Origin of the sequence: uncultured Lamprocystis sp., from assembly GCF_903933125.1 — a bacterium.
Classification (GTDB): domain Bacteria; phylum Pseudomonadota; class Gammaproteobacteria; order Chromatiales; family Chromatiaceae; genus Thiodictyon.
Genome location: NZ_CAIZIZ010000308.1, coordinates 1 through 13,985, shown reverse-complemented (window position 1 = coordinate 13,985; position 13,985 = coordinate 1). Strand labels below are relative to the sequence as shown.

The following is a 13,985-nucleotide window of genomic DNA, read 5'->3' as shown; positions in this document are numbered from 1 at the left end:
TCGGGCCCGCGGTGCGGCCCGACGACCGTGCCGATCGCGCGGTGGCCGGGTTTATGGACAAGGCCGTGTTGTCACATCGGCCGGATGGCATGGCCTGATTGATTTCTGAATGATCCAGAGGGCGAACAGCGGTGCTCCGACGCCACCGCGCCTCGGCAGTGATGCCTCTCCGTACTGAAGTGTTCGCAATCGTCGGTCGTTCCGGTCAAAGCGATCACCAAGATTTATCCACAGATGTCACAGATGATCACAGATGAAGAAAAACATCTGTGTTCATCTATGAACGTCTGTGGATGCAATTGACGCCCCGGCGTCACAACGGAAGCTGACCAGGACGACGACCCAGGCCTCTCAGGATGTCACATGGTCGATCATGGGTAAAGACTCGAACTAACTGGCCAGAACCCGTCCCACTCTCCTACCAGGGTCAGGCTCAGGACCCGCCGCCGCGTGGCCCAGTCGGGGTGAACCATGACGGCGATGACCCGATCGGTGTATCTCGGCAGGAGCCGATCGCACTGGCGGTGCAGGGCATCACGTTCGTCGAGGGTGAAGTCCTGGCCCGCATGAACCCACAGGATCGCGCCACTACAGCCCTGGGGGTCCAAGGGGCCGCAGGCGTTGGCCAACGCCGCCGGGAGGATGGGCTCATGGTCCCAACGCACCGCCGTGGTTCGCGCCTCCGGCGCTTCGGACAGTAGCCAACTCACACGGCCCGAGCAGTCGCCGAACGGGCCCGGCAGATCAAAGGCCAAACCCGGAAGCAGAAACTGAACCGTCTGGGCCGTGCCGAGGGTTGCCCCGCGGGTCCGCGGCATCGACCAGCAGCACGGCCAAGTTACAAGACTCCAGCCGCTGGGTCAGCCAATCGGTGGCGCAATGGGCACTCGCCGCCCCGGTCCGATAGAGCCCCACATCCAGCGGCAGCAGATGGTTCGTCCGTGCCTGATCGACCATCGGCTGCGCCGCCTCGCCCAGCCCAATGACCAAGGGATAAACCTTCACTGGGGCCGCACCCACCACCTGAGGTAGCGCCGCCAAGGCTTCCGCCGCCAAGGCCTCCGGCAACTGATCGAAGACCGGGACCAAAGGGCGGAATTCAGGTTCTGCCAAGGGGTTGCCCCCGGCGATGATGCAGGGCGCACAGAGCCCCGCGGCGCCCAGCCCAGCGATAAAGGTTCGACGTTTCATGTTTGATGCTCCGCGTGCTCAATTTCCGGTTCATCCAGGAACACCGTTGCGCGAGATTTCGCGCGCGCTTTTTTTGGTCAGCGGACCGGTCATCGCGAAATGGTAGTCGGCCGATGCGTCAAGGTATGTCCGATCCATGTCCGACGCGTTGCGCGGGCCGGGGGGCACTGCTAACCTGAGCCTCAGTCGTTCATCGGGCCGTCGAATCCGTCTCGAGGCGGGTGCCAAAGGTGATGTTCCCGGTCGGTCGGTTCTGGCGAATGGTCGCCGCTTACAGGGCAATGGCGTGGGCAACTTGTAGGATCTCACGTTCAGCCTGTTGGAGCACACCACTGGCGGGTTTGTGGAACATTTGGAGTAGTGTCACAGCCAAGTCGCGCCCCGTGACCTCCCCTAACTTTCCTTTTCGAGAGGAGTTGAAACGATGCCAATTTGGAAGATGGCGACCAGTCAAAGGCAATGGAGTAGTTATGATGAGCTGAGGGCACGCAATGTCGTCGCCGGGGGATGGCCTGACTTGGGTGATTTGACGTGCGTATTTCGCGCCTGCCGTCGCGAGGTTCATGCTCTGCCTATTGACGAAGCACTCAATCATCTCAGCTTCTTTGAGCCGGACATTAACAGAAATCAGAGCGCTTGCAAGAACACTTTTCGAAATCTTTTGCACCGCATTCAACCTGGCGACCTTGTCATTGCTGTTGATGGAAAACAAGCCATCAGAGGAATCTGCCAAATTCCGTTAAGTCTGGAAGTCTGCACTTATGTTTATGATCGCGATGGAGAAAGAACTGGCAGCAACCCACGCCTTTTCGAAAGGACGCATGCGCAATTTGATAGCTTTGCATATACGTACTGTTTTTACCCTGTCCTGTGGGTCGACTGGAACGAAATTGATCCGGATGGCCATCTCGGGCCTTTAATTGGAATTAGCGGGCAAGGGGTCGCTGGCATTACCGAGAATCATCAAGCTATCGAAAATATTAACGAAGCATGGGAAGCGTATCGCAACGAAAATCCACATCAAATTCCATTAAAGATCGTGAGGCGCTTCCAAGCGATAGTGAGTAAGGCATCAGTTCGCGACTGCCAGTCAGAGGAGAGTTATATAGTGTCTTTAAAAACGCATGGCGAGATCAAGAAGATACTCGAACTGAAAAGACAAATTATATTGTGTGGTCCTCCTGGAACGGGTAAGACCTGGCTCGCTAAGCAGTTTGTTCAGCATCACTTGAAGATTCCCCCAGATAAGTGGAATATCGTTCAGTTTCATCCTGCGTACAACTACGAGGATTTCGTTCGTGGCGTGCAGGTCAAGACGGTTAAGGGACAGGTCCAGTATGATACAGTGCATCGCGTATTTAGCGAGATGTGCAAAGCTGCGCGTGATGACCCTGACCCGAAGAACAACAGATATGTGCTGATCATCGACGAGATCAATCGCGCCAATCTCGCGGCCGTGCTTGGCGAGTTGATCTATGGCCTCGAATACCGTGGGAAACCCGTCCGTACTCCCTATAAACTTGACGGCGACTACAATCTTGTCGTCCCCGACAACCTCTATATTATCGGTACCATGAATACCGCTGATCGCTCTATCGGTCACATTGACTACGCGGTGCGCAGGCGCTTTGCCTTCTTTCCAATGCTACCGAATCGCGATGTCATTGCGCAAGTGGTCGCCGCACCTGCAGATGTTCGGCGATCTGCACTGCAATTATTTGACGAGGTTGCGGCACTTTTTCAGGGCACAGGTGCTCTGGCAAAAGACTTTTTCGCTGACGATGTCCAACCAGGTCACACCTATTTTCTTGTAGAAAATATTGACCAATTGCTGGACAATTTCGTCTATCAAGTCTTACCGTTACTCCATGAATATGTTAAGGATGGAGTATTGCAGGCCGGCGCGATGTTGTTTGGCGTTAGACTGGCGAACCCAATAACCCCAATTATAGCTCGTGAACATATCCGTCAGTATCTTCTCCGCCCCCAGGTTCCGCCACAACAGCCGCAGGGACGGGAACCCCTCAACGCTCAAGTTCCTCCACACCCCGACGACGGTGAAGACCCGGGCGCTCCTGCTGTCGAGGCTTAAATGACATATCCCGTGAGTCCCGACTCCCTCATGCGAGCTCGGAATTGGCGCGCGATCACCAGCAACCCCAGCGATGCCGGGCAGTCCGCCATTGATCTCGCAGCGATCATAGGGTCCAGCGAAGGTCATCGGTGGGATGAAGGTCACCGGTGGCTAGATGCCTACAGGGACGCTGACGATGTGCTCTATGCCGATAATCCAAGGACCCTCGGCTTGCATTGGGAGAGAGGGAATATTGCTCCCTCGCATTTTATCGGTGCGGTTAATCTCCCGCATGAAGGTGAAGATTACCCCCTTGTTGTGAGACCTCGCGAGCAAATTGCGAATGTTGACTTTCAAAATGTGGACTATGGCGCCATGTTCGCTGCGGTGCTTGCCGCACCGGTGGATGTCACCGGTATGGAACTCCATCGGCTGTTTGGCTGTGATCCCGATCAGGTCCCAATCGTAGCTAACCGCTTGCCGCAACTCACCTTGCTGGAGGTGACTGCCTTTCTAGCGATGACGGCCCGTTTCATTCAACGGCACCTGCGGCAAGGATTTATACGGGTTCGGGAAAATCTCGTCGGCCGCGTGCGCGGGCGCATTCTAATCGCCAACCAGATCCGCGAGAATCTCGTGCGGGCACGTTCCGATAAGATGGTCTGCGAGTTTCAGCGGTTCAACCTGGATACCCTAGAAAATCGATTATTGAAGGCGGCCTTGGAAGTTTCAGCGCGCTATGTGTCCGGAACGCCTGGTGTTGTGCCGGAACTGCAACGCTGGGTCCATGTCATCCGCTCCGCACTGGCCACGGTGCCGGATTATCAGCCGTATCCGAGGGATTGGTCTCGGATTCGCAATAAGGGGCTGATGGCCGCCTATGCGACCCCACTGGCTTTGGCACGGCTGGTACTGACCCGTCTGCATCTCCGGCCCACGGATAATGCGGTAGAGACCGGGCGAACGCTGCCATTCTTTCTGGACGCTAATCGCCTGTTTGAAGGATGGGTAGGGGTTTGTCTGAACCAACCCGATGTTTGCGTATCCGTTCAGGGCCAGAGCCAAAATCGCAAATTCCAGCTAGAAGGCAACTCATACTATTTCAGGCCTGATTTCGTCGTGAAAGTTAAGGAAGCGAAGCAACCCCAGCGAAAACTCGTTGTAGATGCCAAATACAAGCTAGAAAAACTTGAAAGTTCGGATCTCTACCAGGTCATCGGATACACCCGGCTCCTGGCGCAGCCGGCTGCTCAGGGTGGCGACTGCAAAACAGGGGAATGTGTATTGACCGAGGCCTGTCTCGCCATTCCTGAGAATCAGAATCAGAATCAGCATGGGGTTGACGCCAGTTTCGCTCAATTCGTTAAGAACTGGCAGTCTCGGGAGATGCATGGTCGTTGTTGGGGTGACGGATTTCGTCTGACGGTTGTTCGCGTTCCACTGCCGATTGTCGTAGGACATCTAGACCAGGCGCCCCTCTGAGTCGCGCAAGAGTCAGGTTCAATATGCGTCTCTATCTTGATTGCTGCTGTCTCCAACGCCCGTATGACGATCAAACCCAACCGCGGATCAGGGTAGAAACGGAAGCGGTATTGGCAATTCTCGCTGCGGTGCAGAGTGGGGATGTCACCTTGTTGAGTTCCGAGGCGCTTGATTATGAACTCAGCAGAATTCCCGATGCGGCGAGACGCAACGAGGCGATGGCGCTGTTGTCGCTTGCCGCCGAGCGGCTCGTGATTACGGACGACATGGAGTTGCTATCTGACCTATTGGAGCAAGAAGGAATCACGGCAATGGATGCCGTCCATCTTGCCATGGCGTCCTGCGCGGGCGCGGATTTCTTTGTAACCTGCGATGACAAATTGCTGCGCAAGAGTCGCGCCGGCACTCACCTTCAATGTCCGGTGGCACCCCTCCTGGGCATCATAGCGGAGATTCTCAAATGACAGTACGCATTCAACCGATCGCTGACATCAACCTGCGGGCTAATCAGGCTCTTATTGGAGAACTCGGGGTCGTTGATACCATCCGCTTCCTGAATCAATTCCGCGCCGGTAGCGGCGACTACACCGTTGAGCGAGAGTCCCTGTTTCGGGACATGACGGCAAGAGAGATTATTGCAGAGATCAAGTCCAGGCGTACTGAGGGCATCTGAAGGGCAAAGGTATCCTTCCCCCAGCGCCCCCGAGTCAATCGGCTGCACGCATCGGAATCGGGCCTCGATCAAGATTCCGGCCACTTGGGCTCGCCGGGTGCGTAGTCAGGCTATCCTGGCTTGGCACCGTCAGGGTTGGAAGCCCTGACTACGCACGCCGCTGGCTGGGAACGATCAAAAAGTCGCGCAGCGACCTCGTGGGAGCGGCGTCCCGCCGCGATGGGGTCGGGCGTGTCACCGCAGCGTTTGCGGTCACCGCGGCAACCGGATCGCGGCGGGACGCCGCTCCCACGGGGGACTTTCATCTTCCAGGGTGGCTTGATGTTCCTTCCATGGCCTTTAGCCGGAACAAGGCCGCGCAGATGCGAGGTCGACCGGCAAAAGCCTCGACCTCCGGTACGCTCAGTCGATCAGCCCCTTCAATCTGTAGAGCGCCTCCAGCGCCGCCCGCGGGCTCAATTCATTGGGGTCGATCCCGCGCAGTGCATCGCAGACCGGATGCTCAGCCGGCGGACTCGGGGGCGGCGCCGGCCGACTCGGCTCGGGCAGGAACAGCGAAAGCTGCACCGCCCCCTGCTCCGCATGGCGGCGGGCGGCGTCTTCCAGTTCGCGCAGCCGTCCGCGAGCGCGCGTGATGACCCCCGGCGGGACTCCCGCCAGTGCGGCCACCGCCAGGCCATAACTCTGATTGGCCGGCCCTTCCAGCAGTGCGTGCATGAAGACGATGGAGGCACCGTGCTCCACCGCGTCGAGATGCACATTGGCGATGCCGGGATACTCATCGGGCAGGGTCGTCAGCTCGAAATAATGGGTGGCGAATAGGGTGTAGGCGCGGATGCGGGTGGCCAGTTCCACCCCGCAGGACCAGGCGAGCGACAGCCCGTCGAAGGTGCTGGTGCCGCGGCCCACCTCGTCCATCAGCACCAGACTCTGCTCGGTGGCGTTGTGCAGGATATTGGCCGTCTCTTCCATCTCCACCATGAAGGTGGAACGTCCGCCGGCCAAGTCATCGGAGGCCCCGATGCGTGAGAAGACCCGATCCACCGGCCCCAGGGTGGCGGAGCGGGCAGGGACGAAGCTCCCGGCATAGGCCAGCAGCACGATCAGCGCGCATTGGCGCATATAGGTCGACTTGCCGCCCATGTTGGGTCCGGTAATGACCAGCATGCGCCGCCGCCCATCGAACCGCAGGCCATTGGCCACGAAGGGGCCGTCGATCACCCGTTCCACCACCGGGTGGCGGCCGTCCTCGATCGCGATCAGGGGTTCCGTGGTGAAATTCGGCCGGAACCAGTTCAGCGCCTGGGCGCGCAGCGCCAGATTCACCAGCACGTCCAGTTCGGCGATGGCCGCCGCACTGCTCTGGAGCGGGCCGATGGACTCGGCCAGGGTCGCGATCAGCATCTCATAGAGCGCCTTCTCGCGCGCCAGGGCACGCTCCCGGCTGCTCAGCACCTCGTCCTCGAAACGCTTGAGTTCCGGGGTGATATAGCGTTCCGCTCCTTTCAAAGTCTGGCGCCGCACGAAGTCCGGCGGCACCTGATCGGCACGCGCCCGGCCGAGTTCGATGTAATAGCCGTGGACGCGGTTGTAACCGACCTTGAGCGTCGCGATGCCGGTGCGCTCCCGCTCGCGGCTTTCCAAATCCAGCAGAAACTGATCGGCGTTGGTCGAGAGTGCGCGCAGTTGGTCCAACTCGGCGTCATAGCCGGGGGCGATGACCCCGCCGTCACGGATCAGCACCGGCGGCTGCGCCAGGACGGCCCGCCCGAGCAGCGCCACCAGGTCCGGATGCTCGCCGATGCGGTCGTGCAGATCGCCCAGGAGTGGATCATCGATACTCGCCAGCAGGGTGCCGAGGTCGGGGCACAGGGCGCAGGAGTCGCGCAGCACGGCCAGATCTCGCGGTCGGGCGGTGCCCAGGGCGACGCGGGCCAGGATGCGCTCCAGATCGCCGATGCCGGTCAGGACCTCCCGCAGCGGCGCGCCCGTCGCGGTGTCGATCAGGGCGGCGAGCGCCTGATGACGCGCGCGCACCGGCGCCTGATCACGCAGCGGCCGGGCCAGCCAGCGGCGCAGCAGCCGGCCGCCCATCGTCGTGGCGGTCTGGTCCAGGATCCCGGCCAGGGTATGCTCGGGGCGGCCGGACAGGCTGTCGGTGATCTCCAGGTTGCGGCGGGTGGCCGCGTCCAGGATCACCGCGTCGTCGCGATGCTCCGTCGTCAGGCCGCGCAGGTGGGGCAGGGCGGCGCGCTGGGTGTCGCGGACATACTGCAACAGACAGCCCGCGGCACCGACCGCCAGGCGCAGCGCCGCGCATCCGAAACCGGTCAGATCGCGGGTGCCGAACTGTTCGCACAGGAGGCGTTCGCCGCTGTCCGCGTCCAGGTGCCAGGCGGCGCGGCGGGTGACGCCGCGCCCCAGACCCAGTTCCTCGGGCAACCGGCTGTCTTCGCCCACGAGCACCTCGGCCGGGCGCAGCCGCGCCAACTCGCTCGCCAGGGCTTCGCGGGTCGCCACCTCCAGGACCGAGAAGCGCCCGCTGGCCAACTCCAGGACCGCCAGGCCGTAACCATCCGCGCCCTCGGCCACCGCGGCCAGCAGGTTATCCCGCTGCTCATCGAGCAGCGCATCATCCGTCAGGGTGCCGGGCGTGATGATGCGCATCACCCGCCGCTCGACCGGTCCCTTGGTCTTGCTCGGGTCGCCGATCTGCTCGCAGATCGCGACCGACACCCCCTGACGTACCAGCTTGGCCAGATAGCCCTCGGCCGCGTGGTAGGGCACCCCCGCCATCGGGATCGGCTGCCCGGCCGAGGCCCCGCGCTTGGTCAGCGTGATATCCAGCAGCGCCGCGGCGCGCTCGGCGTCCTCATAGAACAGTTCGTAAAAATCGCCCATGCGGAAGAACAGCAGCATCCCCGGATGCTCCGCCTTAAAGCGCAGGTACTGCTGCATGACCGGGGTATGGTCTTTGTTGGTTATCATTCAGATGGCGTTGCGGCCGGTGATGGAGCGTTTGCCCGAGCGGAGTGGGGCGCCGGGATGAGCAGCCCCGGCCCGCGACGGGCCTGGCTAGAAAAACGACTTGATGACGAGCGAGGCAACGCCTGCCAAGAGCAGTTTCGTAGGGTGGACAAGCGCAGCGCAGTCCACCAGCGACGGCGCGGGATTCGGTGGACTGCGCTAGCGCTTGTCCACCCTACGGCCGGAGCGATGATCAAGGTCCCACCATCCACCTAACGTCACCGGCTTGTGAAATGGGCGTCAGGCTTGACCTTGACCGCCCCATGACGGCGCAGATCGCCGCGGGCGCGGCGCTTCTTGACATACTGTTGCGCGGCAGTCGTGGCGGTGAAGATCTCCAGGCGCTGCTCCTCACCTTCCGTCACCGGCTCCATGGCGGCGTCCGGGTAGGCGCCCAGCGGCTCGGCCTGGACCTGTTTCAGGATGCGCTGGTAACGTCGGTGCAGGCCATAGGCGCCGCCGTATTTGGTCACGAACTCCCAGACCAGTTTGGGGTAGAAGATCAGGGGGCTTTCGATCGGGTAGCCCGGCCGGCGTTCGCGGCGTCGTTTGATGCGGATCAGACCGCCCTCCAGCGGGTGGATGCGCTCGAAGATCATGGGTGCGTGGAAGGCGAACAGCTTGCCCATCATATGCTTGGGGTCATAACCCCAGCGGCGGGCGCGGCGCAGCACCGTGGCGACGTGCGCCGGACTGTAATACAGGTCCCAGGCCTCACGGAAGATGCCGGCCCATTGCGCCTTGGTCATCCGCGGATGGTCCATGGTGACATGCTGGGTATCGTAGTTGTTCATGTCCGGGTCCAGCGGGGCGCCGGCCTCGACCAGGCGCTGGTGGTCGACCGACCCGGGCAGCGGGGTGAGAACGAAGAACTCCAGGATGTCCACCGGCAGTTCGTTCTGGATGATCGCGATGTCGCGCCGGATGGTCTCGGGGGTGTCGTCCGGGAAGCCCAGGATATACCCGGCATAGGTGAGCACCCCGGCGTTGTGCCAGGCCTGGAGCATGGCGCGATAGTCGGTGATCTTGTTCTGACCTTTCTGCGCACCCTTGAGCGCGTCCGGGTTGATGTTCTCCATCCCCAGGAAGGTGCGGGTGACACCGGCCCGTCCGGCCTTGTCGATGAAGCGCGGGATACGGTGTGACTGGGTGTCGACCTGGATCACCAGGGTGATCGGCGTGCCGGACTCGCGCATCGCGATCAGCCGGTCGAAGATGGGCTCCCAGTGGGTATTGCGTGCGAAGTTGTCGTCGGTGATGAAAAAATTGCTGATCCCCAGTTGGGCGTTGGCGCGCACCAGGCGCTCCACGTCGTCGGCATTGCGGTGACGCGACTTGCGGCCCTGGACATTGATGATGGTGCAGAAGCTGCACTGGAAAGGACAGCCGCGCCCGGCGTCGAAGCTGGCCCGCTTGCCCATGGTGAGACGGATGCGGTCGGCGGGCAGGATGGGCGTGGGGGTCCCGGTCAAATCCGGCAGATCGGCAAGGTAGTTGTAGACCGGCTGGAGCCGGTCGGCCGCGACGTCTTGCAGCAGTCCGTCCAGTCGCCCTTCCAGTTCGCCGGCGAACAGGGTGACGCCCAGATCCAGGGCCTCGCGCAGGTCCGGCGGCAGTTCCTTGAGCATCGCCAGACAGCCGCTCACATGAAAGCCGCCGATCACCACCGGCAGTCCGGCCGCGCGGAACTGCCGCGCCAGATCCAGCGCCCGCGGAAACTGGTTGGACTGCACCCCGACCATGCCCACCAGCACCTTGCCGCCATCGCGCGCGAAGTCGCGGATCAGGCGCGGCACGTCGATCCGGCTGTTGGTCTCGTCCAGGGCGCGCAGGCGGATCTCCACATCCGGCCCGAGCACCTGTCGGTCGGCACAGTCCAGGGCGATGCCGTAGACGGTGGCCAGGCTGTTGGCGGGCAGCGAGGAGCGCCACCACTGGATCACATAGCCGTCATCGTCATAGTGCGACGGTTTGATCCAGAGGATGTGGAATAGGGTGGAAGCGGTTGCCATGGCGATGGCCCTCAAGTCTAGGGGCGGTGGTCCGCCAGGATCAATGGGCCATAGTAGCCGCCCGCGCCCGGTCCGGCCAACGGTTCAACGCGTGGGGATTGTCCGGTGCCGCTCGATCGCGCGGATGCCGCTCGCACTCCGCGGCCTTGGTCACGGCGCTGGCCACGCGGCATCGGGTGAACGTGAAACGGGGCCGTCAGGCCCCGTTTCTATTCTTCTCCAACCTCCTCGGCGGTGCGGCTAGTTCATGCGCCCCCGCCCCGCAAGGCGTAGGGCACCAGCGGCACCAGCATGATTGCGACGCTAAGCCAGATCGCCCAGCGGGTCGTGGAACGGATGCGTTGTTCGCTCATGGCAGTCATCTCTGTTGCGTTTTTGAAGGGTCTCGTCATGGACAAAATCAGTTCGAATATTGGCGTCTTCAGGGGCAGCGCAAACACAAGACGCCAGGCTTCGTTCTTCTTTCCCATTCTCCTACGGTCCAGAGCATAGATGCAGGCCAGGGCAGTTACAAGGAATCCTATGTTCAATACATGGTCATTTCTTAGTAAAATGCTTGGTTATGGTAGAAAATAATTCCGACCGGCGCTCGGCCGTCTGCGGATTCTGATATTGGGCAGGCAGTTATCGCCGTCGGAGGTGATCACCGGACGGAGGGGCGGGTTTCAAACCCGCCCCTACACCAAGGATCTGTCTGGATATCAGGTTCAGTCCCCGCCGCGTGGCCCCGCCGGGCGGAAGAGCTGGTCCAGCCGTTCGATTTCAGCGGAGGGCACATGACGCGGGTGCCCGGCGAGGATGCCGGTGACGTTGCGGAAGGCGGCGCCGATATGCATCCCGCGCCCGTCGATGGTGAAGGCGCGGATCTCCTTGTCGTGCGCCGAGCCGCGCATCTTCAGCACCGTGAGTCCGCGCTTCATTTCGCCGAACAGTTCCACGTAACGCAGCAGGATGATGGCGTCGGTGATGGTGGAGATGTGAGTCTCGGTCACCGACTCGCCGCCCAGCAGGCTGTTGGTGGTGGCGGTGAAGAGTCCGGCGATCTCCTGGTGTTTGATGAAGCTCGTCAAACTGATGACGAACTCGCGGAAGCCCTTGATGCTGCTGACCCGCTCCAGGGCGGAGAGGCTGTCGACCGCCACCCGGTTGGGTTTGAACGAGGCGATTTCCCGCTTGATGCGGATCAGATGGTCCTCCAGGCCGGCGGACTCGGGGTAGAGCGCAACCACCTTGAGCAGGCCCTCGCGTTCATAACGGTCGAAGTCACGACCCCAGCCCGAGGCGTTGCGGCTCAACTGATCGCGGCTTTCCTCGAAGGCCATCAGCAGCGAGCGTTCGCCGTTGTCGACACCGCCGCCGATGAACTCGGTGGACGTCAGGGTTTTGCCGCAGCCGGTGGCCCCGGAGACCAGGATCACCGAGTCGCGGAAGAAGCCGCCGCCGCACATGGCATCCAGCTCCACGTTGCCGGACGAGATGCGGGTGTAGGAGGAGCGCTGATCCAGTTCGATGGCGGACAGCGGGATCACCACGATCCCCTGATCCGGCATGATGGTGAACGGGTATTCGCCTTTCTGGTGGATGGTCCCGCGGAACTTGAGGACTTCGACCGTGCGGCGGCGCTTTTCACCCTCAAGGACGTTGCGCAGGATCACCACGTTATCGGTGACGAATTCCTCGACTCCGTGGCGGCTGATTTCACCGTACTCGCTGGTGCGCTCGGCGGTCATCACCGAGGTGACGCCCATGCCTTTCAGCGCCGAGGCGAGCCGGAACAGTTCGGCGCGGACGATCACCTCATTCTCGAAGCGGGAGAAGACCGCCCCCAGCGAGTCGATCGCGACGCGATCCGCCCCGGTGCGCCGCACCGCGGCCTCCACCCGGACCACCAGGGCACCCAGGTCGAAGGCGCCGCTCACGACCACTTCGTCTCCGGGTTGGGGGGCGGCGTCGACGAAGGCCCATTTGCCGGCCGCCTCCCAGTCGGCTACGTCCCAGCCCAGCGAGGACACGTTGGCGCGGATATCCGCGGCGGACTCCTCGAAGGTGACGAAGACCCCGGCCTGGTCGTACTGGCGAATGCCCTCGGCCAGGAACTGGGCGGCGAAAATCGTCTTGGCGCTGCCGGCGGAACCCGAGACCAGGGTGGTGCGTCCGGTCGGGATGCCGCCCAGGCTGATATGGTCGAATCCTTCGATGCCGGTCGGCGACTTGGTGACCGAAGGTCGCTGTGCGGGTTCAGCCATGGCCGTGCCCCTCCTCGTCTTCAGGAGACGATAAATCTAATCCAATCAATACTTTTTCCTTATTCGACAGATCCCCGATGATGCGTCGCAGCGGTGGCGGCAGGGCCTTGATGAGGGTGGGCGTGGCGATGATGCGGGCATCTTCCGCCGCCTGCGGGTCCTCGATCACATCAATGACTTCCATCTCATACTTCCCGTCCAGTTCGGCCTGGCAGATGCGTTGCAAGTTCGCGATGGCACGGTTCCCTTGGGGTGTGCGGCCGGTGATATAGAGTCTGAGGAGATACTTACCCATGGTGCTTTGACATGGTGCTGGTGAGTCCGGTGTGGTTGGTCATGCACGGTCCGGTATTAATCCGGTTGACGCTCGACGGCGCCGCCCTAGTCGTGCGTGCGCGGCATGCTGTTCAGATAATAACGGCGATAGTAGCTCACGAGATACCCCATGAGTTCCAAAACGACGATGCGTCCTTCAAGGGCAATCTGGCGTTGGTTGGCGGTACTCAGCTCCTGGTCCAGGCGGATCAGGGCCTCGGTGTGAATCTCGATGGTATCGCGCGGGCCCGCACCCAGGAATCCCAAGTGTTCGGCCAGTGGCCGGGCGCTGCGCACCTTTGCGGGTTCGGTGCGGTAGACCTGGCCCTCGGCCGTATGTTTGAGCAATTCTACATAGTCACCGACGATCTCATCGAACAGTTGCGGGTCGGTCTCGCGCAGGGTCGCGGCGCCATAGATGCGCGCAGCCTCCCCGGGGTGTCGATTCGGCGCCAGCAGGCGCCCGACATCGCGCCGTTCCCGTGCCCCTTGGACCTCGAGTTCCGCTGCCGCGATGCGCTGCCGCAACCCACTGCGCGCAATCGCGTGGCGCAGGGCGCGGGCGATCAGTTGGTGGCCGTCGTCGCAACTCAGGACGTCATCGGCACCGGCCGCAATCAGGCGTCGCCCCAGTGCCGCGTCGGTTCCGCGGGTGCGAATCACCACCGGCAGGGTCGGGGCTTGGTTGCGCAGACGGAGCAGTGACGCGCAGGCTGGTGCGTCGGCCGCCTCGAGCTCGATCAAGACGCAATCGAAACGTCGCTGCATCAGCGCTGCCAACCCTGCCGACAGGTCGGGCGCCGATTCTACCCGGAATTCCCCCGACCACCATTCGTCTGCCGTCAATCAGCAATTCCAAATTTGGGCGGCACCGCGCGACCTCTGGTGGATGCGGCGCGCGCGACCGCCGTGCCGAGTCCCCGAGACCGAGCGGCGCGCCTTATCCACCCTACAACGGAGCCGGT

General features: G+C 61.9%; 12 protein-coding genes. 4 read left to right on the top strand and 8 right to left on the bottom strand.

Translation table 11 applies throughout. The features are described 5' to 3' along the window. Positions 1-371: 371 nt before the first annotated feature. Complete coding sequence (locus QZY03_RS15485; RefSeq protein WP_295582561.1) at positions 372-710, bottom strand: hypothetical protein; 339 nt, start codon at positions 708-710, stop codon at positions 372-374. A gap of 34 nt (positions 711-744) precedes the next feature. After that, positions 745-1,191 (bottom strand): hypothetical protein, encoded by a 447-nt coding sequence (locus QZY03_RS15480; RefSeq protein WP_295582559.1) that lies wholly within the window; start codon positions 1,189-1,191, stop codon positions 745-747. Between the two features lie 424 nt (positions 1,192-1,615). Between QZY03_RS15480 and QZY03_RS15475 the strand changes: the two genes are divergently transcribed. The 4 genes from QZY03_RS15475 to QZY03_RS15460 are packed head-to-tail and all read left to right on the top strand — an operon-like array spanning position 1,616 to position 5,420. Further along, entirely contained in the window at positions 1,616-3,283 is a 1,668-nt protein-coding gene (locus QZY03_RS15475) for an AAA family ATPase (protein ID WP_295582557.1), read from the top strand. After that, the gene (locus QZY03_RS15470) at positions 3,284-4,747 is read left to right on the top strand and encodes a hypothetical protein (RefSeq protein ID WP_295582555.1); all 1,464 of its coding nucleotides are present in this window, start codon (positions 3,284-3,286) and stop codon (positions 4,745-4,747) included. A 23-nt stretch (positions 4,748-4,770) separates the two neighbouring features. Then, a complete protein-coding gene (locus tag QZY03_RS15465) occupies positions 4,771-5,211 on the top strand; it encodes a hypothetical protein (protein ID WP_295582553.1) in 441 nt (146 codons plus the stop codon). Then, positions 5,208-5,420: a hypothetical protein gene (locus QZY03_RS15460; protein ID WP_295582551.1), complete on the top strand. Its 213-nt coding sequence runs from the start codon at positions 5,208-5,210 to the stop codon at positions 5,418-5,420. The genes QZY03_RS15465 and QZY03_RS15460 overlap by 4 nt, the downstream gene beginning before the upstream one ends. A 402-nt stretch (positions 5,421-5,822) precedes the next feature. Here QZY03_RS15460 and mutS read toward each other — a convergent pair whose 3' ends face one another. The 6 genes from mutS to QZY03_RS15430 form a co-directional block, all read right to left on the bottom strand. Beyond that, the gene (gene mutS / locus QZY03_RS15455) at positions 5,823-8,408 is read right to left on the bottom strand and encodes a DNA mismatch repair protein MutS (protein ID WP_295582549.1); all 2,586 of its coding nucleotides are present in this window, start codon (positions 8,406-8,408) and stop codon (positions 5,823-5,825) included. 257 nt (positions 8,409-8,665) lie between these two features. After that, positions 8,666-10,459: a radical SAM protein gene (locus tag QZY03_RS15450; RefSeq protein ID WP_295582547.1), complete on the bottom strand. Its 1,794-nt coding sequence runs from the start codon at positions 10,457-10,459 to the stop codon at positions 8,666-8,668. A gap of 245 nt (positions 10,460-10,704) precedes the next feature. Continuing rightward, positions 10,705-10,929 carry a hypothetical protein gene (locus QZY03_RS15445; RefSeq protein ID WP_295582545.1) on the bottom strand — a complete coding sequence of 75 codons (225 nt, stop codon included), beginning with the start codon at positions 10,927-10,929 and terminating at the stop codon, positions 10,705-10,707. Positions 10,930-11,166: 237 nt separating this feature from the next. Then, the gene (gene kaiC, locus QZY03_RS15440; RefSeq protein WP_295582543.1) at positions 11,167-12,705 is read right to left on the bottom strand and encodes a circadian clock protein KaiC; all 1,539 of its coding nucleotides are present in this window, start codon (positions 12,703-12,705) and stop codon (positions 11,167-11,169) included. Beyond that, complete coding sequence (gene kaiB, locus QZY03_RS15435; protein WP_295582541.1) at positions 12,698-13,000, bottom strand: circadian clock protein KaiB; 303 nt, start codon at positions 12,998-13,000, stop codon at positions 12,698-12,700. The genes kaiC and kaiB overlap by 8 nt, the downstream gene beginning before the upstream one ends. A gap of 86 nt (positions 13,001-13,086) precedes the next feature. After that, positions 13,087-13,866, bottom strand: a complete 780-nt coding sequence (locus QZY03_RS15430) for a response regulator (RefSeq protein ID WP_295582539.1) — start codon at positions 13,864-13,866, stop codon at positions 13,087-13,089. Positions 13,867-13,985 lie beyond the last annotated feature (119 nt).